The organism is Phaeobacter sp. JH20_29 (genome assembly GCF_048056175.1).
In the GTDB taxonomy this organism is placed as follows: domain Bacteria; phylum Pseudomonadota; class Alphaproteobacteria; order Rhodobacterales; family Rhodobacteraceae; genus Phaeobacter; species Phaeobacter bryozoorum.
In genome coordinates this window covers 63,986-85,666 of sequence record NZ_JAYMWO010000001.1, presented here as the reverse complement: position 1 = coordinate 85,666, position 21,681 = coordinate 63,986, and the positions used below count along the sequence as shown (strand labels likewise).

Genomic DNA, 21,681 nt, shown 5'->3' with positions numbered 1-21,681 from the left:
GCCTTCTATGACGCATTCAGACCTCGGGACAGGATCGGACAAAGTTCTGGAGCGCCAGTTGGGTGTACAGCAGTTTGGTGAAACCATTCTGCTAGACTGCGTTGTGATCCCCGCAGGCAACAGCCATGCCGCCAGGCTGTTCTTCAAATCAGGGACCCATTGCAACGATGTTTTGGCTTCCGACGAAAACACCACGCTCAGACATCGCCCGGATTGCGTTCAGTCCCTCGATCTCGGGTTGAATAGCCCGATGGACCCGGTCGTTATCGCCGTCAACAGTCAAGAATGCCGTGTTGATGCCCAAGCTGCTGAGACGGACCTTTTTTCCGGGCTGAACGTGATTATTGCGACGCGCAATGGTGAAAGTGCCGAAACGGCCTTTGACTGGCTGACCTACCATGTGTCTCAGCATGGGATGCAGGCAGCCGTCATCCTAGATCAAGCGCCACCTGATGAAAGTCGGCAGTTTATCGCAGCTTTGCAAGGCTTTGCTAAAGAGATTGAGGGGCTCGTGCGCGTGGTCGTGGTTCATTCTGCCTGCCCGCTTGGCAAAAAAGGCCTGCCAGCTGAAGCTCATCCACTGAATGTGTTGAGTGCACCGAAACGCAGGCAGACGGCGCCGCCGGATGACCCCTGGAGGGCGCCGCTCGGTGAGTTCGTGATCTATGAGATCATTCGGGCGCGTTTTTTGGCCAGCGCCCGTGCAGTGGCCAATCTTGATTTATGCGACCTGCTGGCCTGTAACAAAGGTCCAACGATTTTTGATCGCGCGGTTCAGGTCCCTGGTAGCTACACGTGCCTGCATGGGGTGCAGAGCTATCCTTGGCGGGTGCGTCGCGGCAGAGACGCCTCATTTTCCGATCATATCTGTACGCGGTTTGATAGCGACATACGCCACCTGCGTTGGTGCGTCGCCCCGCAAGACTGCCGCGCTGACAGCATTTGGCATCAGTCACAGATCGTAGGGGCGACGCCCGACACGGATCGCATCGCCAAGTTCTACCGCAGTATGCTCCTGCGCCATCCAACTGAGAAGCTATCGCAAATTGTCCCGAAGGCTGGCCTCGTTGAGGCGCCGGAACTCCTTGATGTGTCGTTGCAGCATTTCGACGCAGATCCGGTTCGTATGCCCAAGGCAAAGCTTTTGCCCACTGGCGGCAGTGGAACGCGGACGGTTGTGGTCACAACGATGAAGAATGAAGGGCCTTTCGTGCTGGAGTGGCTGGCCTACCACCGTGCCATCGGCGTCGATGAGGTCCTTGTTTATACAAATGACTGTAGCGATGGCACCGACAGTCTTTTGCGGGTTTTACAGGGCAAGGGCTACGTCCAGCACAGGGATAACCCATATCGCGGAACCGACCTGAAGCCGCAGCACGCCGCGTTTCAAGCGGCGGAAGAAGAACCTGTCGTTCGCACCGCGGATTGGCTTGTCTGTATGGATGTGGATGAATTCATCAATATCAGATGCGGAAATGGGCGGCTCAGCGACCTATATGCTGCGATCGGTGACGCGAATATGATCGCTATGACCTGGCGCTTGTTCGGAAACAATGATGTGTCCAGGTTCTCCGGCGCGTTAGTCACACGAGAGTTTACGCGCTGCGCCCATGAAGTCACGCGCAGGCCGCATCAGGCTTGGGGCTTTAAAACGCTGTTTCGAAATAACGGTGTCTTCAAACGTCTCGGCGTTCACCGGCCAAAGGGGCTGCAATCACAGCACTGGCAGGACATTCGATGGGTCAACGGATCGGGTCGCCCGATGCCACGGGACATATTTCGCAATGGCTGGCGCTCGACCATCGCGACCTATGGATACGACCTGGTCCAGCTCAACCATTACGCGGTGCGCAGTGCAGAGAGTTTTCTGGTCAAACGCGACCGTGGCCGGGTGAATCACGTCGAGCGCGATCAGGGATTGTCCTACTGGTTCAGAATGAACAACAACGCCGAAGACGATCGCTCGATCCAGCGCATGATGCCTGCGCTTGAGGAGGAACTGGCCCGATTGCTGACAGATCCAGACATTGCCGCTGCACATGAGGGCTGCTGCCGAAGGCATCGCGAGAGGATCAGCGAACTCAAGGCGCGCGAGGATATGCTTGCGCTGTTTCAGGACATCACAGGTGAAAAGTTGCGAAAACTCTCGAGGATGCACGCCCATTTCTGCACCAACGTGTTTCTAGGCGGCCCCGAGGTTATACCTGACGAGGTTGCCGAACGCCCCTTAGGGAGCGACTTTTTTTTCACCGTGCGGCGGGGCGAGACCAACCATTAAGGACAGGAGCGATCCGGGATTTGCGTATGGCTGTCCCGGTGTCTGGTGTTTTAAGTCTTGCAGTTTGTTATATTATAAAATAATAACCTGGAGCAACAAAGGGTGCCATCATGCGAAAACGCGCAACGACACGCCAATCAGATGTCCTGACCGTGTTGAAGGCCTGCGACAGGCCGATGACGGCCTATCAAATTCTTGAACAGCTCCAGCTGAGCGAGCCAAGTATTGCGCCGCCGACAGTCTATCGTACGCTGTCGGCTCTGACCGATCAGGGGCGTGCGCATCGCCTTGAGTCAATCAACGCCTTTGTCCCCTGTCGCTGCGACCATGCTGAAAGCGTGCCTGTTCTGGCCATCTGCGAAGACTGCGGATCGGTAGAGGAACACGACGGCAGTGACCTGCTTCCGAAGCTTACAGAACTGACCGATAGAAATGCCTTTAAAGCCCTGCGCCATATCGTCGAAATCCACGGCCTATGTGGCACCTGTGCTGCCTGATCATTTTCCACATTGGACATTGCTATGAAACGAACTCTCTCTCTTCTCGCAATCGTTACTGCCTTGCCTGCGTTGGCCGAGGGCACCCGTCAACTTGGCGCGCATGAACACGGCGTTGGCACGCTGAACATTGCGATCGACGGGAGCACGGTATTGATGGAGTTCCAGGCGCCCGGTGCTGACCTGGTCGGGTTTGAACATGCCGCAAAGAGTGCCGCGGATCGTTCAGCACTTGATGCTGCAATCGCCCGGCTCAGTGATCCGTTGGCCCTTTTTGTTATGCCGGACGCCGCTCGGTGCAGCGTTGGCGAGGCGAGCGCAAAGCTGGAGACTGCCAGTGGCCACGGTCAAGATGTGCATGAGGATCATGCCGAAGATGCCGGGCATGATAACAACCAACACGGTCATAACGACCACGAAGACCACGCGGACGACAAGCATGATGACCATGAGCATGAAGGCCATGCTGAGCATCACACCGAGGAAGCAGATCACGCCGAGTTTCATGCAAATTACATGCTAAACTGCGCCGAACCTGCATCCCTGACGAATATCAGCTTCGCTTACTTCGACGCCTTTCCCAGCGCGCAGAAGGTTCAGGTGCAACTGGCCGGTGCATCCGGCGCGCACGCATATCAGGTCGAACGTGGCACCCCGATCCTGACGTTGGAGCGTTGAACGTAGGTGACGGATGCAACGCTCGAAATCACTGGACTGGCCTATCGTTGGCGCGGACGAACCGGGTTCTCGCTGAGTGTCCCGCAATTCTCTCTTGCAGCGGGTGAAACAGTCCTGCTTCTGGGCGAAAGCGGGTCGGGAAAATCAACGCTGCTGTCATTGATCTGCGGTACAATCCTGCCGGATCGCGGCGAGATTGCTGTTGCCGACAGAGATATTTCCCGATTGAGCGGAGGCGCGAGAGATACCTTCAGGGCGGAGCATATCGGCGTTATCTTCCAGCAGTTCAACTTGCTCCCATTTGGATCTGTGATCGACAATATCCTGCTGCCCCTCCGCTTTGCCCCCTCACGCCGCAGGCGGGTCAGCCAGCCCGCCGCGGAGGCAGCACGCTTGTGTTCTGCCCTGGGTCTGCCGGAGCATCTTATCAACGCAAAGGCCAGGACGCTTAGCGTGGGTCAGCAACAACGCGTCGCGGTGGCCCGTGCCTTGATTGGCCAGCCCCCCCTTATCATCGCGGATGAGCCGACCTCTGCCCTCGATAGCAACGCCCAGAACGCCTTTCTCGATGTGCTGTTCACACAGACTGCGTCTACGGGCTCTTCACTATTGATGGTGAGTCATGATCCCCGTCTGGGCAAAAGGTTCGACCGGGTCATCACCCTTGAGGACATCGCCGAAGTTCAGAAAGGTGTATCATGATTTTGCGGCTGGCGATTGCGTCGCTGTTTGCGCGTGCGCTGACGGTGGGTATGACAATCCTTGCTATCGCTTTGTCGGTCGCCCTTTTTCTTGGCGTCGAAAAGGTGCGAACCGGGGCCAAGGCGAGCTTTGCCGACACGATTTCCGGGACCGATCTGATTGTCGGCGCCCGCTCGGGATCTGTGCAGTTGTTGCTCTACTCGGTATTTCGTATCGGGAATGCGACAAACAACGTCAGCTGGCAAAGCTATCAGGACATCGCGGGCCGGTCCGATGTGGACTGGATTGTGCCGATCTCCCTTGGTGACAGCCACCGGCAGTTCCGTGTGATGGGCACCACCCAAGAGTTTTTTGAGCATTATAGATATCGGCAAGGCAGGTCGTTGACGCTGGCAAATGGCGCCGTCATGGATGATCTTTTTGATGCGGTGGTTGGGGCCGACGTCGCGTCCGCATTGGGTTACAAGGTCGGCGATCCGATCATCGTGGCGCATGGCCTTGCGTCTTTCACCGAACACAAAGATCAGCCATTCCGGGTCTCTGGAATTCTGGGAAAGACCGGTACGCCGGTTGACCGCACGGTCATCATAAGCATGGAGGCGATAGAAGCCATCCATGTCGACTGGCAGAGTGGCGCACAGATCCCCGGTCAGGCGACGCCGGTGGATGTCATCCGTCAGATGGACCTGACACCGAAAGCGATAACGGCGGCCCTCGTCGGTGTCAAAAGCCCGCTCCAGACATTTTCTCTGCAACGTTCCATCAACGAATATCGCGAAGAGCCGTTGCTGGCGATCCTGCCGGGTGTGGCTTTGCAAGAGCTATGGGGTATTGTTGGCATAGCCGAAACCGCGCTTGTTGCAGTCTCGGCTATGGTGGTTGTGACCGCGCTGATCGGAATGATGGCCACGATCTTTTCCAGTCTGAATGAACGGCGCCGCGAAATGGCGATCTTTCGCGCGATGGGTGCAGGTCCGCTAACAATACTTAGCCTGCTGGTGTTGGAAGCGATGATGATGGCCACTCTCGGGGCAACACTTGGATTGGGGTTGGTATATGTAGGGTTGATCATCTCCCAACCCCTTCTCGACAGCGCGCTTGGCTTGTGGTTGCCGATTGATGCGCCAACACTGCGCGAGTTTTGGGTCATTCTGAGCGTTATCTGTGCCGGCATGGTTGTCAGCCTCATACCTGCGATGAGAGCCTATAGAATGTCCGTTGCCGATGGTATGATGGTAAGGATGTAGTGGACTAAGCGAGGTGGACCAAATGATGAACCGCAGAACGGCGTTGATGCTCTTGTCTGGATCAGTGATTGCCCCAACGGTGGCCTCTGCAGCGACGCCGCGCGAGATCATGTGGGATGACCTGATCCCGCCGGGAGTTCCCTATTCGGAGATCACCGGCGAAGGCGATATGGACGTTGAGAATGACACCTGGCGGCCGATCTACGACGCAAATGCGACGAAGCTGAACGAAGAGCTGAACGGTGTGTATATCAAGATGCCAGGTTTCATCATCCCCTTCGACGTCGGTGCAAAGGGCGTGACGGAGTTCATGCTGGTGCCCTATGTCGGCGCCTGCATCCATACGCCCCCGCCCCCGGCTAACCAGCTTGTGATGGTCACCGCGACAGAACCATGGCCGGGGGATCAGCTCTGGGATCCGGTTTGGGTTACGGGAACACTGCGGACGCAACTGCAATCTACCGCGCTTGGCCAAACGGGCTATTCCATAGCCGCCGACAAGATGGAGGTCTACGTCTGGTGACGAAGCAGCTCGCCGTTTTTCGAAAGCTCCAAGCGAGGCAAGAATACCCCGCTTGAAGCCCAATCGGTCGCTGTTACTTTTTAACAAACTGCCGCGTGTGATCGCGGGGTAGTCTTGCAATTGAGCGGTAAGGCGAAGACCAGGAAACCGGCCGGCGCCGTGAGCCAGAGCTCCTGACTATGTTGATGCAATCTGCTCCGCGAACTTTATCAGCCGGTTCCGCTGGAATTCGACGAAATCGGCTGCGGGCTGGTTGGCCTCGGCAACGCCGCGGAAGGGGTCTTCGACATCGCTCTTGATGCCTGCCATCGTCGCGATCACTTCGTGCGCACAGAAGGGAACCACCGCCTCCGCGTAGCCGCCCTCATGCACCGCAACCAGTCTGCCACCACATAGATCGCGCGCGGCCTTCATCACCGTGCGGGTGAGATAGGCGAATGTGCCGCTGTGCGCGGTCATCCGGCTGAGCGGATCGAAATTGTTGGCATCAAGCCCGCAGGCGATGATGATCAGATCCGGTTTGAATTCGTAAAGCGCGGGCAGCACCAGCAGCTCCATCGCATCGGCGTAAGACTGGTGGCCTGCGCCCGGCAGCAGCTCGACGTTCAAGTTGCAGTCGGCTCCTGCTCCCGCGCCGCGCTCCTCCCCCAAGCCCGAGCCAGGTGGGAAGCAGCTTTGCTGGTGAATCGAAATCGTCAGAACATCACCGCGCTCATAAAATATGTCTTGGGTGCCGTTTCCATGATGAACATCCCAGTCAAGCACTGCGACGCGGCCTAGCCCTTTTTCAGCCTTGGCGGCCTCGATCGCGATCGGGATATTAGCCAGGAGGCAGAACCCCATGGAACCATCCCGCCCAGCATGGTGCCCCGGCGGGCGCGACAGGGCATAGGCGTTCTGATAGGTTCCGTCCAGCACATCGAAAACCGCCTGTCGCGCCAGCCCGGCCGACAAAGCGGCAATTTCGTAGCTGCCAGCTCCGAAAGGTGAGAACAGACCAGCATTCCCGCCGCCCGCATCGCTCAGCGCCTTGAAACGCTCAATGTAGTCACTGCTGTGGACCCGCGCCATTTCGCATTCGCTGACTGGCCGGGCCGACTGGACGCCCAATTGGGCGGTCAGCCCGGACACATCCATCAGCGACTTCAGTCGCCGTTTGGATTCCGGCGATTCCGCATGCCCGGCGCCGGCGGGCGGTTGCACCCAGCCCCCGACCGGCATGATCAGCGCGTGTTCACCTGTCGTGTGCCACAGGCAGTGTTCGTCAAAGTAAAATCCTGTACCCGGCATTGTCGTCTCTCCTCGATGTGCAGGTTTCAGAAGCGCAGCGTTGCGTTCAGCAGCGCGGTGAACTGGTCGTTGCGGCCGCCGCCAAACAGTGTGCCGCCGCCGTCATAGGTGTCGTAGCGAAGCTCTGGCCGGATCCGCAGCGCGGGGGTTGCCTGCCACTCCAGCCCCGCCGTCACCGCATAGACATTGCCGCCGGTGGCGCCGTTCGCGGCCCACAGGATGTTGGCGGCGTTGTCGTCGCGAAACCATTCGGCACGCCCGTTCAGGTGCAGATTGTCCGCAAGCTGGTAACGGGCCTGGGCATTGAGGCCGTACCATTCGCTTTTCTGGGTGATCGCGCCGGGGGCCGGAATATCGCCGCCCTCCTGAAAGCCGTAGCTGGCCTCAAAAGCCAGGGACAGATCAGGGTTCACCTGATGGCCAACCGTCAGGTAGGCCGCCGCCCGGTCGAGCCGTTCACCGGTGCTGCTGAGCGCGATATAGGCGGAACCGCCGCGGGACGGGCCGTAGGCATCGCCCTCGCCGTTTCCATAGATCGCCTCGAAGTCGACCCAGGTTCGGAAATCCGCACTGCGCCAGCGCAGCGCGCCGATCAGCGTCAGGCGGCTGTCTTCCACCGTGCTCCAGCCGGTCACGGCGCCCAGCTCAAAGCCCCAGAGTCCGGCTCCCTCCCGCGTGGGCAGACGAGAGCTGATCAGCACGCCGGTATGGGTCCCAGGCCCATGCTGCAGGCTGTAGGTATGGGTGGAAAACCAGTTGGGCGGGGTGAACGGCAGGCCGATTTCCTTACCAGAGACTGGCGACAGGAAGTTCCCCGCCAAGACCGTGGTGCCGCCCAGCACCGGCAGATAGACCTCAGCATAGGCCTGCGGGAAGGCCAGCTTGTTGTCATCGTCCAGATCGGAGGTGAAGTCGTCAAACCCCGCAGTACGGAAGAAGTCGGAATCCCTCCCATAGGTCGCGGTGATATTGAAACCGAACTCCACCTGCTCGCCGCGCGGCCCCGGAAACGGGCCGACCCGGGCGATAACGCCTTGCGGGCGGCCGGCCAGCGGACCGGGGCAGCTGATGCCGCGGCAGAACACCAATCCCAGCTGGTTGAGGTTCAGCCCCTCCTCGCCGGAGAAGAACGCGCCATTGCCGAGCGCTCCGTCCACGCCAGTGCTGGACGCCGTGATGGCGGTTGCATCCACCCAGCCCAAGACACCAATACGGTGGTTCTTTTCCAGGCCGTCACCCGCGATGCTGCGGAACAAGGAGCCGTAGGCGTCCGGTGGCGGCGCATCCTGAGCACGGGTAGCGGCAGGCAGCAGTGATCCGGCCAGCCAGGCGGCCAGCGTCAAACTCTTCTTCATTTTCCCCTCCTGAAGGTATGGTCTTGCAGGCCTCAGACGGCCCTTCTGATATTGGGGAGCAGGCGGTCCAGCAGGCCGCTCAGCCCCCGCGGCGCCAACAGCATCACCGCAACCGCGATGAGGCCGAGGGCAATCTGGCTCCAGCCGGGATAGGCGGCGAGCCCCTCCCGCAGGAGAACGAACAGCAGCACGCCCAGCACCGGGCCGCGGATGGTGCCAAGCCCGCCGATAACGCAGATAAAGATCGCGTTCACCGTCCAGTTGATGTCGAAGGCGGCGATTGGCGAGACATAGAGCGTGCCAAGAAAACTGATGGCGCCGGCCATGCCGCACCCCGCCGCCGAAAGGACAAAGATGGTCCCTTTGATCCGCCGGGTTTTCACCCCCAGCGAGCGGGCGGCGGTTTCGTCATCGCGCATCGCATGGACATGCAGGCCATAGGGGCTTTGCTGCAGCAGCCACAGCCCCAGACACAGCCCCGCGGACAGTGCCAGCGCAAACCAGTGCGCCGACGCGGGCAGCCAGCTGGTGTCGATCCGCCGAGCCGCATAAAGCGGCAGGCCGGACGAGCTTCCGAAGTAGTCCAGCCGGCCGACAACGATTTTTATGATCTCTGCCGCCACCCACATGCCGATGGCGAAATAGACCTCGCGCAGGCGGAACAGAACCGGGGTCAGGGCAAGCGCCAGCAGCGCCGCCCCGGCCCCGGACAACGGGACCATGATGTAGGGAGAGACAGGCAGGTCCCGTGTGACAGCAAACAAGAGGTACGCCCCGGTGGCGACAAAAGCGTGGTGGCCAAGCGACAGGAGGCCGCCATAACCCGCCAGCAGGTTCCAGCTTTGTGCGATGGCCAGCAGCACCAGCATTTCGGTCAGCAGCGCCAGCCCGCCTGCATTCAGCGCAAAAGGCGCGGCAGCAAGTGCAGTGAGCAAAAGGGCAAGAATAGCGCGGGTCATCGTGTCACCACCTTTCCGGCAAGCCCCTGCGGGCGGATGAGAAGAAAGACCAGCAGAAGCAGGTGCCCGTAGAGCAGCCCCGACGCCGGATCAAAGTAGAAGCCCGCCACATGCACCAGCGCCAGGGCGATGCCGCCAAGATAGCTGGCCCAGATTGAGCCAAGGCCGCCGATCACGATCACCTCAAAGGCGATGAGCAGCCGCTCCGCACCGGAAAACGGCGTGATCGAACTGCGTGAGGCCAGCAGCATTCCTGCCAGTGCCGCGCAGGCTGCGGAGACTGCCATGGCAATGGCAAAGATGCGTCGACGGCGGATTGCAAACAGCGCCACGGTTTCCGCATCATCCGAGGTTGCGCGCACCGCGCGCCCCAGCCGGGTCTTGCGCAGGACCAGATGCAACCCGCCGAACAGCGACAGCGACAGCAGGAAGATGCCCAGCGGCAGCCAGCCGATTGTCTGGCCTGCAATGGTGAGATTGGCGGTTTTGACCGCGCCAAGGTCGATGCTGCGGCTGTTGGCGCCATAAAGGCCGACCATGGCATTCTGCATCACTACCGACAGGCCGAATGTGACCAGAAGGGCAGGCATTGGATCGGGGCTCAGCACCCGGTTCAGCAGCTGGGTCTGCAGCAGCCAGCCAAAGGCGAAGGCGCCCGCGCAGACTAGCGGCATCAGCAGAAATGAGCTGACCGGCCAGTCCGCGCCGAGGGTGAACAGCGCCAGCGCGCCGGCAATGGCCAGCTCTCCATGAGCAATATTGGCAATCCGCATGACACCGAAGATCAGCGACAGCCCCAGCCCGAACAGCGCATAGAGCCCGCCCAGGAACAGCCCGTTCATCAGGATTTCTATGGCTGTGCTCATTGGTTCTCTCCGAAATAGGCCTGACTCACCTGCTCGAAACAGGCACCATCCGAAGCGCCTGCCAGCGACACTTGCCCGCCGAGCAGGCAGTAGAAACGGTCAGAGGCTGCCAGCGCCCTGCGGATATCCTGTTCGACCAGCACAATTGTGGTGCCGCGCGCCTTGAGGCCGGCCAAAGCCTCATACACCCGATCAACAATCACCGGCGCCAGCCCGAGGGAGGCCTCATCCACCAGCAAAAGCTCCGGGTTGGTCATCAGCGCGCGGCCGATGGCCACCATTTGCTGCTGGCCGCCCGACAGCAGACCTGCAGGTCGCTGCGCCATCGGCGCGATTTCGTCGAACAGCTGCAGCACCCGCGGCAGGGTCCAGTGGCCGCGCCGTCCGACATCGCCGCCGATCATCAGGTTTTCCGCCACGGTCAGGCTGGGAAACAGCCGACGGCCTTCCGGCACCATGGCAATGCCGCGCTGCGCCAGCGCGCCGGGATCCAGCGCCAGAATGTCCTGCCCGGCAAAGGTCAGCTGTCCCGCCTCGCGTGTGCCCAAGCCTGCAATCGCCCGCAGCAGCGTGGTCTTTCCCGCGCCATTGGCACCGATCAGCGCGACGGTCTCGCCCTTGGCTACATGCGCATCAATTCCAAACAGGGCCTGGAAATCGCCATAGCGCGCGGTCAGGTTCTGCATCTGCAACAGGGTCATGCCGCCGCCCCCAGATACAGCGCGCGCACCTGCGCGTCGGCGGCAACCACCTCCGGGCGGTCCTCAATCAGCTTGCGCCCCAGCGCCAGCATCATGATCCTGTCAGACGCTTCCTGCAGTGCGTGGGCGATATGCTCAATCCACAGGACCGCCAGCCCCGCTTCCTTCAGCCGCTTGACCAGCAGCACCATCTCGGCGGTTTCCTGATCGGTCAGCCCGCCGGACACCTCGTCCAGCAGGATTACTTTGGGGTCGGAGGCCAGCGCCTTTGCCAGTTCGAGCCGTTTGCGGTCCAACAACCGCAGCGCGGTGCCGGGATTGTTGCGGTGTGGTCCCAGACCGGTGATCTCCAGGATCTCCTCCACCCGCGCCCGTGCGGCCTTGGGCGCGATGCCGTGGCTTGCGTGCTGTGCCAGATAGAGTGTCTCTTGAACGCTGAGAGAGGCAAATGCGCGCGGCACCTGAAAGGCACGTGCCAGCCCGGCACGAACCCGCCCGGCTGTGTCCAGCCCGGTTACATCCCGCCCTGCCACATGGACCGATCCGCCATCGGCGCGTGTAACATCGGTCAGGAGATCAAAGAACGTGCTCTTGCCCGCGCCATTGCCCCCCATGATCCCAAGGCAGCTGCCCGGTGCGACGGTGACCGAGACATCCTTGATCACCCGCAGGCCGCCAAACGCCTTGCTGAGATTGCGTGCTTCCAACATGGCTCAGACCTTGGGCAGTGCGATGGTTTCGCTTTCGACGCGAATGTCAGGCGCGAGGGTGTTTTCGGTAATCACCAGTTCAAACGCATGCTTACCCGAGGACTTGCGCCACTGGCCGCCCGCCAGCTGGGTCTTCGCCACGTTTTTGACAGGGCTGGAGGCAAAATTCACCGGCCCCACAACCGTGTCCAGTTTTGTGGCAGCAAAGACGTCGCGGACTGCGGCGCGGTCCTTGGGGGCGCCGGACTGCACCAGCGCATCCAGGCCCACCTCGAACAGCGCGTGGCTGTAGCCCAGCGTCTGCACCCATTGCGCGTTGCTGTCTGCTTCCCAGGCGCCGGCCAGTTCGCGGGCGCTTTGCCCCGTGAAGGAAGAGGCGAAGGGCACATTCGGGGTCCACCAGACCTCAGTCGTCATGCCATCGCCGCGCGCGCCCATCGCTTCAATCGCCTGTGGGAACAGAAAGGCCGCCGCAAAGGTGCAGGCCTTTGGGGTGTAGCCCGCCTGCCCCGCCTGATTCCAGAAGGTGATCCAATGCGGCGGGAAGCCGAAGCCAGTCACAATATCGGCGCTTGCGTCGCGGAAGCGGCTGACCTGGGCGGAATAGTCATCCGCGTCGATCTTGAACATGCCGCCATCGGTACGCGAATACCCGCCCCGCTCGATGAAGCCCGGCAACCCCATCGCCGGATCGGCAAAGGCCTGTCCGACCGGGTTGTCGAGATAGAAATCGCCAACGCTCTTGTTGGTGTCGATCTGATCCCAAAGCCGCACAAAGGTGCTCATGGCGTCATCAGCCCCCCAGAAGAAATGGAAGGTCCAGGGAAAGCCCTGTTCGGGGTTGGAGCCGCGCGGGAACATCCAGGCTTGCCAGGGCTGCATCGTGCTCATCGTCGGGATGCCATGAATATCGGCGATCTCGCCCAAAGCCACCGCCGCATCGCCGTCGTTGATCAGCAGCATATCGACCTGATCGCGCAGGATCAGCTCATTGCCCGCAGAGATCGACCGGTTCATGTTGGACTGATTGTCCTTCACGATGATCTCGACTTCATGGGTGCTGCCGCCAGCGTTCAGCCCGCCCTCCAGCTGTTTGCGAATGCTGTCGACCATCCACTGATCCGATGTCCCGAACGAGGCGCGCGGTCCGCTCAGCGGCGAGATGAATCCGATCCGAACCTTCTTGGAGGCGGCGGTGGCAATGGACGGCATCGCGAGTGCGCCGGTTGCGGCGGCCGTTCCCGCCAGGAAACTGCGACGGCTGAAAGATGTGTTTCTGGTCATGGTGATCCTCCCTTTTCCAAAACGGTACGGAAGGGCCCGCGGCTCAGACATAGTGCATATGCACTATCATCGACCGGCTTGTTTACAGCTTTGCAGCGCTCGCAGGAACGTCGATGGAGCCACATGAAATCAGCGGCATAGCGAAGGAATGAAGGTGCCTGAAACGCTACGGGTGCAGCTCTAGCGCAGCTGGCTGCCCGCCAGTTGCAGCAGTTCGACTTTGCTGTGAACGCCGGTTTTCCGATAGATGGAGGCCGCCTGATTCCGCACGGTATTGACCGAAACGCCGACGTCTTCGGCAACCGCCCGCATCGTCGCGCCGGAAATCAGCAGCTCCGCAACATGGCGTTCCTTCGGGGACAGGCGGCTCAGGGGGCTGACCGGCTGTGCCGAAATCAGCCAAAGGTCGTCAGAGTAACGGGAGCGGCCGAAGGTCGTCCCGGAGGGCGCGGTGATCACAGTATGACCCGCCAGTTCCCGCATCATGGCCGTCGGCTTCTGCCCGGGCTCAAGCCCGTCTTTCACCGCCGCATTGAAGCCGGAAGAGCACAAGAACAATTCGCCCTCATGGTCCAGCAGCGCCCATTCGTTGCAGGGGTCCACCCGCAATCCTAGGTCCAGCTGTAAGCACATCGACAACGCCTGCTCCAGATGCCGTAGGATGGCCAGAAAATCCGCAGTCTCTGTGTCGGTAAAGGCTGGCTTCTGGCCATGCCGGTAAAGCGACATGAAAAAGTTGAACGGCCCTTCGCGCACCTTGCAATGGCCGTTCAGCATCTGGGTCAGATCGAATTCCTCGGCGAAGACCTTAAACCCGGGATCTGTCACAGCATCCTCGACCGACAGCGACCGGGCGTACCGTTTCAGGGAACGGCCGGTGCGCACAAAGGGGTCATTCACCAGATGCGCTTTGACCTTGGGCTCGAACCCCTCCGGCAGACCGCTGACCATCGTATGGACCATGGCTATCTTGCCGCCCCGGAACACCGACCAGCCCCACCAGGCGGAATCAAACACCGTAATGCCGCGCATCAGCCCGATCATGTACTGCTGGAAATGCAGCGGCGTGTGGGTGTTGGCCTTGTCCATCAGGCTCAGTACAAATTCACTCAGATCATAGCGGTTCATGGGGTCCGGGTATCCCGCGCCAAGCTGCCAAACACATAGTGCATCTGCACTATACAGCACCTCCCTTTCCCTGGCTAGCGTTGGCGTCAGCGCCCCGGGACTGCCTAGGGCATGCGCAAATCCAAGGGAGGATTACACCATGACTGCAACCCTGAAAGACGTGATCGCCGAGAAGTCGCGCCAGTTCGAGGCGGACTTTGCCGCTGGCGATGTCGCCGCGCTGGTGGAGGGCTACTACACCGCCGACCCGGTGGTGATTGGCCAGGGGATCGGGACCTTTACCGGGCGCGATGGTGCCTCAGCCTACTTCCTGGGCGCGGTGCAAGACATGAAGTTGGCCCAGCTCTCAACAACATCGGTGCAGCAAGAAGGCTGCAGCGCGATTGAGACAGGCCGCGTGGTACTGACGCCGCGGGCCGAGGGCGCAGGCGATATCCATCTGGCCTATGTGGTTGTCTGGCAGAACGGTGACGACGGCTGGAAGGTCCATATGGACTATTTCATGCCCGCCGCCTGACCTGCAGCCAAGGAGGACACCCTATGACATTTGAGATGACAATCGGCGGCGCGCCCGCGCCAGCTGCCGCCAGTTTCGACGTTGCCAACCCGGCAGGCGGGCTGGCAGGCCAAGCACCAAACGGAACGCTTGCGGACCTGGATCGTGCGGTGGCAGCCGCGCAAGCAGCCTTTGCCAGCTGGTCGCAGCTGCCCGACACCGAACTGCGGCGCTATTGCGAAGCCGTCACGGACAAGATCGCGGAGCACGCTGAGGAGCTCGCGCAGCTAATCACCGCCGAACAGGGCAAGCCGCTCAATGGCCTCGGATCACGTTTTGAGATGGGCGGAGCTCAGGCCTGGGCCGGTTACACCGCTCAGCTGTCGCTGCCGGTCAAAGTTCTGCAGGAAGACGCCGAAGGTCGGATTGAGCTGCATCGCAAACCGCTTGGTGTCGTCGGCTCGATCACCCCTTGGAACTACCCGGTGATGATTGCGATTTGGCACATTCTGCCCGCGCTGCGGACCGGCAATACCGTGGTGATCAAACCCTCGCCGCTGACTCCGCTCAGCACGCTGCGGCTTGTGGCTTTGCTGAACAAGGTGCTGCCAGCGGGAGTCCTAAATTGTGTCGCCAGCGACGACCAGGCTGACAATCTGGGGGCAGCAATGTCTGCCCATCCGGGGATCCGCAAAATTGTCTTCACCGGCTCTTGTGCAACGGGCGAGAAGATCATGGCCTCGGCCGCGCCGACAATGAAGCGGCTGACGCTGGAAATGGGCGGCAATGACGCGGGCATCGTGCTACCGGACGCCGATCCGCAAGCAATCGCCGAGGGGCTGTTCTGGGGCGCCTTCATCAACAACGGCCAGACCTGCGCTGCGCTGAAGCGCCTTTATGTGCATGAAGACATTCACGACGCAGTCTGTGCCGCGCTGGTGGAATTTGCCCGCACCATTCCTGTGGGTCCGGGATCCGACGAGTCCTCCATCCTTGGCCCGCTGCAAAATCCGATGCAGCACGCCAAGGTGTCCCGTCTCGTAGCCGCGGCCCGCGATAAAGGCCAGTTGCTGCTGGGCGGCAACCCTGGTGAAGGGCTGTTTTTTGAGCCGACCATCATTGCCGGCCTCGCCAATGGTGATGCGCTGGTGGATGAGGAGCAGTTCGGTCCAGCCCTGCCGGTTATCAAATTCCGTGACGTTGAGGAGGCGATTGCAGCCGCCAATGACAGCCCCAACGGGCTGGGCGGATCGGTCTGGTCCAGCGATATTGCCAAGGCGCGAACAGTGGCGGCACGACTGGAGTGCGGCTCAGTCTGGATCAACAAGCACGGGGCAATCCAGCCCAACGCGCCATTCGGCGGGGTGAAATCCTCCGGCCTCGGCGTGGAATTCGGCGAGGAAGGACTGGCAGAATACACCGATATCCAAGTGGTGTTCACCTGAACGGGCGGCCGGGGCCGCAGCCCCGGCCCTATCCTGCGTTGTCGTAGCGTTCCCGTGCAGTCATGATTTCCGGGTGCTTCTCTACCGCCCAGGCGGCCATCGCGCCGATAGGGTCAAACAAGGATCTGCCCAGCTCGGTAATGGCATAATCAACCCGCGGCGGGATCACCGGTGTGACCTTGCGCGCCACCAGCCCATCGCGTTCTAGCTGCCGCAGGGTCTGGGTCAGCATCCGCTGCGAAACATCGGGGATTGCCCGTTGAATTTCTGAAAACCGGTATTCCCCGTCCCGCAGCAACAGGATCACCAGCAGGCTCCATTTACCGCTGATCTGCGCCAGCACGGTTCGGATCGGGCAAAGATCCAGCCCCAGCTCTCGTTCGATTTCCTCACGCCGCTTCATGGATTTTCCTTAGTTACTAAAAAGTGCCTTCTTCCACATAGGAACCACACTTCTTAATAGTAACTTATGTGACCGACTCAGGCAACAGCCACGAAGGAGACTTGAATGACCATTTTCGAGAAAGCGGCAACAACAGCGGTGCTGGCCGCAGCCGTAGCAACCTCTGCAGCCGCTGATCCCGCAGAAAACAAGGCCACCGCCCGGGCTCTTCTTGAGCAGGGCCTCGTCAAAGGCGACCGCGAGTTTATCCGCGCGCATGTCGCCGAGAATTACATCCAGCACAACCCGCAGGCCGCCGATGGGCGCAAAGGGCTGCTGGGCTTTGTTGATTTTCTTGAGACCCTGGATCCGCCAGTGCAGGTCAACCCCATCCGGGTGTTCGGTGATGACAGCTTTGTGGTGATCCATCAGACAGCGGAATTCTTCGGCCCCAAGGTGATCATCGACCTGTTCCGCTTTGAAGACGGCAAGCTGGTAGAGCATTGGGATGCGATCCAGGATGAAGTGACTGAAACCGCCAGCGGCCGTTCCATGATTGATGGCACCACCGAAATCACAGATCTGGACAAGACCGAAGCCAACAAGGCACTGGTTACCGGCCTCGTCACCGACGTGCTGATGGGCGGCGACCTTGCCAGGATCGACGACTACATCCGCGCCGACTACATGCAGCACAATCCTTATGTGCCAGACACCCGCGACGGGCTGAAGGGGTTCATCGCCTATTTGGCCGAGAACGAAATCTCCTTCGGCTACACCGAACTGCACAACGTGGTGGCTGAAGGCAATTTCGTAATGACCCAAGCTGCAGGCATCTACGACGGCAAACCCACCGCTTTCTATGACCTCTGGCGCGTCGAGGACGGGCTGATCGCAGAGCATTGGGACGCGGTGCAGGAAATCCCCGCCGAATTCGCCCACGGCAACGGCATGTTTTGATTCACAACCCCTTTAACTTCACGTCCAACGGAAAGGATACGCAATGACCAAAATCCACCTTCTCAGCGCCCTCGCCGCTCTTGCCATCATGACAGGCGCAGCCGCTGCAGCAACTTACAAGACAGATCCTGGCCACACTGAGGTTCGCGTGGGCTGGAACCACGCCGGCGTCTCAATGCAGCACGGCGAATTCACTGCGGTCAGCGGCACGCTGGAACTGGATCCTGCAAACCCGGAGACCGCCAGCGTCACAGCGGCCATCGCAACGGACAGCTTCTTCTCCGGTGTCGAGGCGCTTGACCAGCATGCCAAAAGTCCGGATTTCCTGGACGCAGGCACCTATCCGGAGATCACCTTTACCAGCACCGGTGTAAAACTCACCGGTGAGGATACAGCCGAGATTACCGGCGATCTGACCTTGCACGGTGTCACCAAACCGGTGGTGCTTGAGGCCCGCCTGACACACTTTGGCGCGCATCCGGTCGGTCAGTTCTTTGATTACTACAAAGGCGACTGGGTGGCTTTCTCCGCGTCGGGCACAATCGACCCGGCAGATTTCGGCGTCGGCAGCAGCATCCCGGTGGGCCAGCTGACCATCGAAATCGACACCGAGCTTAAAGCAGCCGAATAAGCTCAGGTCTCAATATACCAAATGTTCCGACACCTGGGCGCCAGCTTCGGGGTCGGAGTCTGCACATCAGACTGGTAGATTCAGCGAGACGGTCCATAATGGAGGATATCCACCATGGAATTGGTCACAGCTTGCGGCTGCGAACCAAGGGTTCGCGAAATGCCTGAAGCCGACATCCAATGTGCTGTTCAGTTGTTGACCATTCAGAACGTAGGTAATCACTTGCGTTTTAATGCGCTGCAGCAAGCTTAGCGAGCGTTCTAAGTTAAAGGAGCCGCACAGCTGCAACGCATTCTAAGGTTCTTCAAGCGACTGGACACCCTAAGCAGAGGTGGTTCAGGTGGTTTGAACAGTTTCCGGCCGTTTCGTAGGTAGATTTCCCGCTCGATTATGCTGCGACCGGGATTTGTCGCAACGGTTTGAGATAGGCCTGATCGGGCGTCTGCCCGTCCAGCGATGAGTGGGGCCTCCTACTGTTATACGGCACAGGCTCTCGCGGGCTGCTGACACGCTTTGATACGCGCGCAGGTAGACCTCCTCGTATTTGATCGTCCGCCACAGCCGTTCGACAAAGACGTTGTCCCGCCACGCACCTTTGCCGTCCATGCTGATCTGGATGCCCGCGTCCTTCAGCGTCTTGATGAAGTCGATGGACGTGAACTGGCTGCCCTGATCCGTGTTCATGATCTCCGGCTTGCCATGACGGCGCATGGCATCAATCAAGGCCTCGATGCCAGGGCCGGTTTCCAGTGTTGTCGACAACCGCCAGGCCAGAATCTTTCGGCTGAACCAGTCCAGCACCGCAACGAGATAAACAAATCCGCGCGCCACGGGGATGTAGGTAATGTCCATCGCCCAGACCTGGTTTGGCCGTGTCACAGCATGCGTTCTTAGCAGACCGGCCTTGGCGAGCGCTTCGCCTAAAAAATCGTTTTCCAGCGTCAACTGGCCTATCTTCGCGTGCAACGATTTGACATCGATCTCGGGCTCCTTCGTCCCAGCACGCTGCCGGATCAGGAGCGGAAAATCCACCTAGCTCAACTGTCCATATTTCTCGGGCCAAATCTAATGGCCGCTCTATCTCTCTTCGCAAAGATCAGGGAAAAGCTGCTCTGGCGTAGTTTGCAAAGCGTCCGCCAAAGCCTGCTCAATCTTCGCAGATCGACACATTCTTTTTCTTACCAAAGTGACAGCAGAGTCAGTCACGCCCAATTCGCGGGCGATCTTTGCGAGATAGCTTCCCCGGACGCGAAGATCGGCCCTGAGGCGTTCATGTCGATCTAACTGTTGTATTGTGGGCTGACGCATGTTGGCACAATTTCGCAGCGCAAGTTTTAGGACAACACGGAACGCCAGCGAGCAGTGTTCGGATGCTGGGTGAATGTTGCGGCGGAAGAGTTCGGCCGGGACTCTGTTGGGTCAATGATGTGACGGAAAAGTCAAACACCTCTTACGTCATACAAATGGGGGAAGTGGCGGACCGAGGAGGATTCGAACCCCCGACCCCTTGATTCGTAGTCAAGTACTCTATCCAGCTGAGCTATCGGTCCACTGCGGCGGGGTTTAAGCGTAGCGGCGCGGGGGTGCAAGTCAAAAGCGAGGGGTCGGCCCTTTTTTTGGCTGACCCCTGAAACGGCTTCTTACCCGGATCAATCAGAACCCCAGTTTGGACCGGGTCTGTTGAACCTGGGCCTGGAATTTATACCCACGGACGAGACCTGCGTCTTTCCCCATCGGCCACCATTCGGGATCGTTCGGCCAGCTTCGCCAGATGACACCCCAGGCGTCAACCACATGGCTGATGCAGGATTTGTCGTTCGCGCTGGCTCCGGCACGGCGTCCGCTTGGGTAGTACCAAATGAGATCCTGGCACATCTGCCCGTTTGTATCGACCGCCCAGGTTCCTGCGCCCAGGTTGTCGCTTTGGTCGGCACACCAGGCGCGCGCCTGACCGCCCGGTGCGAAATAGATGCCTCCGCCGCAGTTGTTGGTCCAGAGTTCAGTCTTTCCCGAGTATATTTTTGCAATTTTCTGCGGATTGGCAGTTTTTGCACTGCGCGGCAACGGGTCTGCGGATGTTACCGCAGGTAGAGTGCAAAGCAGCGCCGCAGCAATCAGGTTACGTTTAACACTAGTCATCATTTACCTCCTCGGGTCTACCTGGGATCTGTCATCTTGATCTGCTGAACCGCTCTCCAGGCGCGAAGCTTGGAGCGTCAGTATATCAGAACAAGAAGTGATCGGCGTCCTGCAACTCTGTGTATGTCATGTTTTCGACGAGCACGGTGACATCGGCAAAATAGATAGCCGCGTCATCGCCGACTTGACCAAAATCGACATCCTGCATGCTCTCCGCTCCGCGGCCAAGCTTGATGCGGTCCACCCCCGCCTCAAAATCGGTGATGCGATCAGTGTGATCGCCCTCATTGAAGATAAAGATATCCGCCCCCGCTCCGCCGATCATCACGTCATCACCGGCCCCGCCAAATAGCCGGTCCACACCGGCGCCGCCACGAATCGTGTCGTTGCCAGCCCCACCGATCAAACGATCGTTGCCCCGGCCGCCCCCAATGAAATCGTCACCAAGACCGCCAAAGATACGGTCACGGCCGATGCCGCCGCGCAGGATATCGTCGCCGCCGTTCCCGTGGAGCGTATCTGCACCGGAGCCTCCGCGGAGGTTGTCGATCCCCAGACCACCCGTCACGAAATCATTACCCCCGCCGGCAGCGACCGTGTCGTTTCCGGCGCCAAGTGAAATGCGATCGCCGCCGCCATAGGTACGGATGGCAGTCACATTGCTGTTGAGGAGGGCAGTGATCTCGTCGTCACCAGAGAGCAGCTCACGGGCCAAATCGTCGGCAGGCAATGAGGCAAAGCGATCAAAGGTCATCGAGATATTGGAAACCGATACGATGGGCGCGCCGTTCAGGGAGTGGTCCATCGAGTAGATCTGCCAATCCGCCTGGTCCTCGCTGGAAAAATCCCCGCCGAGGCGCAGCACGGATCCATCGGCGCCCGTCTGTTCAAGCTCGGTGGCAGAAACAACGGTACCGAACGAGTCGCGCGAGGTTTCAAAGCTGTCAAAGGCCAGATAGTTACTCAGTGAAGATACGCCTGGAAACGACGCAACGAATACATTTGCCATTGTGGGCTCTCTTTCACACTGGTTGGAACGATTTGACTAAAAGCTGATAGGTTTATTCGGCGCTGCGGGCAAATATTTGGCGCCTTAACCATATTAACGGACTGTTAATGGGCGTCTGCGGCGTACAAACGACGAAATTTCGTGCGACTGTTTCCAATGCCGCCATGGAACGACCCGCGCTCTCCGCTCTAGGGGGAACACCGATTCTCTTGGTTCAGGTCGTTTTTCTTATCTCGATTCAGCCGGCGGTCTTCTGCGCCAATGCGTCACCTCGATGCGCTGTTTTTCGCCGCTGGGGTGCTCAGTATAGCAGTCAGAACCGCCGATTCCCGTCCACCCTCTGATAGGTTCTTGCTATGCGGAATGCGCATCCCCCGAGGTGATTGCGCCAACAAATGCCC

Annotated in this window: 22 protein-coding genes, 1 tRNA gene and 1 pseudogene; 10 read left to right on the top strand and 14 right to left on the bottom strand. The window is 59.8% G+C overall.

The features are described 5' to 3' along the window. Positions 1-7: 7 nt before the first annotated feature. From VWZ85_RS00430 to VWZ85_RS00405, 6 genes are all read left to right on the top strand, one after another. A complete protein-coding gene (locus VWZ85_RS00430; RefSeq protein ID WP_416586355.1) occupies positions 8-2,278 on the top strand; it encodes a glycosyltransferase family 2 protein in 2,271 nt (756 codons plus the stop codon). Positions 2,279-2,388: 110 nt separating this feature from the next. After that, positions 2,389-2,775 carry a Fur family transcriptional regulator gene (locus VWZ85_RS00425; protein ID WP_340547659.1) on the top strand — a complete coding sequence of 129 codons (387 nt, stop codon included), beginning with the start codon at positions 2,389-2,391 and terminating at the stop codon, positions 2,773-2,775. Between the two features lie 24 nt (positions 2,776-2,799). Continuing rightward, positions 2,800-3,453: a zinc uptake protein ZrgA gene (zrgA, locus tag VWZ85_RS00420; RefSeq protein ID WP_416595394.1), complete on the top strand. Its 654-nt coding sequence runs from the start codon at positions 2,800-2,802 to the stop codon at positions 3,451-3,453. 6 nt (positions 3,454-3,459) lie between these two features. Beyond that, positions 3,460-4,155 carry an ABC transporter ATP-binding protein gene (locus tag VWZ85_RS00415; RefSeq protein WP_416553975.1) on the top strand — a complete coding sequence of 232 codons (696 nt, stop codon included), beginning with the start codon at positions 3,460-3,462 and terminating at the stop codon, positions 4,153-4,155. Further along, on the top strand, positions 4,152-5,402 hold the full coding sequence (locus tag VWZ85_RS00410; RefSeq protein ID WP_340547656.1) for an ABC transporter permease: 1,251 nt from the start codon (positions 4,152-4,154) through the stop codon (positions 5,400-5,402). The genes VWZ85_RS00415 and VWZ85_RS00410 overlap by 4 nt, the downstream gene beginning before the upstream one ends. A gap of 22 nt (positions 5,403-5,424) precedes the next feature. Next, positions 5,425-5,925, top strand: coding sequence for a DUF3299 domain-containing protein (locus VWZ85_RS00405; protein ID WP_416586349.1), 501 nt, complete (start codon positions 5,425-5,427; stop codon positions 5,923-5,925). 177 nt (positions 5,926-6,102) lie between these two features. Here VWZ85_RS00405 and VWZ85_RS00400 read toward each other — a convergent pair whose 3' ends face one another. From VWZ85_RS00400 to VWZ85_RS00365, 8 genes are all read right to left on the bottom strand, one after another. Then, positions 6,103-7,215: a class II histone deacetylase gene (locus tag VWZ85_RS00400; RefSeq protein ID WP_416586347.1), complete on the bottom strand. Its 1,113-nt coding sequence runs from the start codon at positions 7,213-7,215 to the stop codon at positions 6,103-6,105. A gap of 26 nt (positions 7,216-7,241) precedes the next feature. Beyond that, positions 7,242-8,570, bottom strand: a complete 1,329-nt coding sequence (locus tag VWZ85_RS00395) for an outer membrane beta-barrel protein (RefSeq protein ID WP_416537998.1) — start codon at positions 8,568-8,570, stop codon at positions 7,242-7,244. Between the two features lie 32 nt (positions 8,571-8,602). After that, entirely contained in the window at positions 8,603-9,529 is a 927-nt protein-coding gene (locus VWZ85_RS00390) for a branched-chain amino acid ABC transporter permease (RefSeq protein WP_416586345.1), read from the bottom strand. Then, positions 9,526-10,395: a branched-chain amino acid ABC transporter permease gene (locus tag VWZ85_RS00385; protein ID WP_416537996.1), complete on the bottom strand. Its 870-nt coding sequence runs from the start codon at positions 10,393-10,395 to the stop codon at positions 9,526-9,528. Before VWZ85_RS00385 ends, VWZ85_RS00390 begins: the two co-directional genes overlap by 4 nt. Then, positions 10,392-11,096: an ABC transporter ATP-binding protein gene (locus tag VWZ85_RS00380; protein WP_416537995.1), complete on the bottom strand. Its 705-nt coding sequence runs from the start codon at positions 11,094-11,096 to the stop codon at positions 10,392-10,394. The genes VWZ85_RS00385 and VWZ85_RS00380 overlap by 4 nt, the downstream gene beginning before the upstream one ends. Next, on the bottom strand, positions 11,093-11,806 hold the full coding sequence (locus VWZ85_RS00375) for an ABC transporter ATP-binding protein (protein WP_416586342.1): 714 nt from the start codon (positions 11,804-11,806) through the stop codon (positions 11,093-11,095). Before VWZ85_RS00375 ends, VWZ85_RS00380 begins: the two co-directional genes overlap by 4 nt. 3 nt (positions 11,807-11,809) lie before the next feature. After that, the gene (locus VWZ85_RS00370) at positions 11,810-13,090 is read right to left on the bottom strand and encodes an ABC transporter substrate-binding protein (RefSeq protein WP_416586339.1); all 1,281 of its coding nucleotides are present in this window, start codon (positions 13,088-13,090) and stop codon (positions 11,810-11,812) included. A gap of 180 nt (positions 13,091-13,270) precedes the next feature. Beyond that, positions 13,271-14,218 (bottom strand): helix-turn-helix transcriptional regulator, encoded by a 948-nt coding sequence (locus VWZ85_RS00365; RefSeq protein ID WP_416586336.1) that lies wholly within the window; start codon positions 14,216-14,218, stop codon positions 13,271-13,273. A gap of 139 nt (positions 14,219-14,357) precedes the next feature. Between VWZ85_RS00365 and VWZ85_RS00360 the strand changes: the two genes are divergently transcribed. Beyond that, on the top strand, positions 14,358-14,735 hold the full coding sequence (locus tag VWZ85_RS00360) for a nuclear transport factor 2 family protein (RefSeq protein ID WP_416535450.1): 378 nt from the start codon (positions 14,358-14,360) through the stop codon (positions 14,733-14,735). Between the two features lie 23 nt (positions 14,736-14,758). Further along, entirely contained in the window at positions 14,759-16,159 is a 1,401-nt protein-coding gene (locus VWZ85_RS00355) for an aldehyde dehydrogenase family protein (RefSeq protein WP_416586334.1), read from the top strand. A gap of 28 nt (positions 16,160-16,187) precedes the next feature. Here VWZ85_RS00355 and VWZ85_RS00350 read toward each other — a convergent pair whose 3' ends face one another. Beyond that, complete coding sequence (locus VWZ85_RS00350) at positions 16,188-16,562, bottom strand: winged helix-turn-helix transcriptional regulator (RefSeq protein WP_340547645.1); 375 nt, start codon at positions 16,560-16,562, stop codon at positions 16,188-16,190. Positions 16,563-16,667: 105 nt separating this feature from the next. Between VWZ85_RS00350 and VWZ85_RS00345 the strand changes: the two genes are divergently transcribed. Together VWZ85_RS00345 and VWZ85_RS00340 are read left to right on the top strand one after the other, a co-directional pair. Beyond that, positions 16,668-17,501 carry a nuclear transport factor 2 family protein gene (locus VWZ85_RS00345; protein ID WP_416586331.1) on the top strand — a complete coding sequence of 278 codons (834 nt, stop codon included), beginning with the start codon at positions 16,668-16,670 and terminating at the stop codon, positions 17,499-17,501. A gap of 43 nt (positions 17,502-17,544) precedes the next feature. Continuing rightward, a complete protein-coding gene (locus VWZ85_RS00340) occupies positions 17,545-18,132 on the top strand; it encodes a YceI family protein (protein ID WP_416586328.1) in 588 nt (195 codons plus the stop codon). 388 nt (positions 18,133-18,520) lie between these two features. On the opposite strand, the pseudogene VWZ85_RS00335 reads toward VWZ85_RS00340, so the two are convergent. The 5 genes and pseudogenes from VWZ85_RS00335 to VWZ85_RS00315 all read right to left on the bottom strand — a co-directional run. Next, positions 18,521-19,029, bottom strand: a pseudogene (locus tag VWZ85_RS00335) (IS3 family transposase); the annotation flags it as partial. A gap of 180 nt (positions 19,030-19,209) precedes the next feature. Then, positions 19,210-19,440: a helix-turn-helix domain-containing protein gene (locus tag VWZ85_RS00330; RefSeq protein WP_416586326.1), complete on the bottom strand. Its 231-nt coding sequence runs from the start codon at positions 19,438-19,440 to the stop codon at positions 19,210-19,212. 165 nt (positions 19,441-19,605) lie between these two features. Beyond that, a tRNA-Arg gene (locus tag VWZ85_RS00325) sits at positions 19,606-19,682 on the bottom strand. Positions 19,683-19,785: 103 nt separating this feature from the next. Continuing rightward, on the bottom strand, positions 19,786-20,271 hold the full coding sequence (locus VWZ85_RS00320; RefSeq protein ID WP_416595392.1) for a DUF995 domain-containing protein: 486 nt from the start codon (positions 20,269-20,271) through the stop codon (positions 19,786-19,788). Positions 20,272-20,356: 85 nt separating this feature from the next. Then, a complete protein-coding gene (locus tag VWZ85_RS00315) occupies positions 20,357-21,280 on the bottom strand; it encodes a calcium-binding protein (RefSeq protein ID WP_416586320.1) in 924 nt (307 codons plus the stop codon). Positions 21,281-21,681 lie beyond the last annotated feature (401 nt).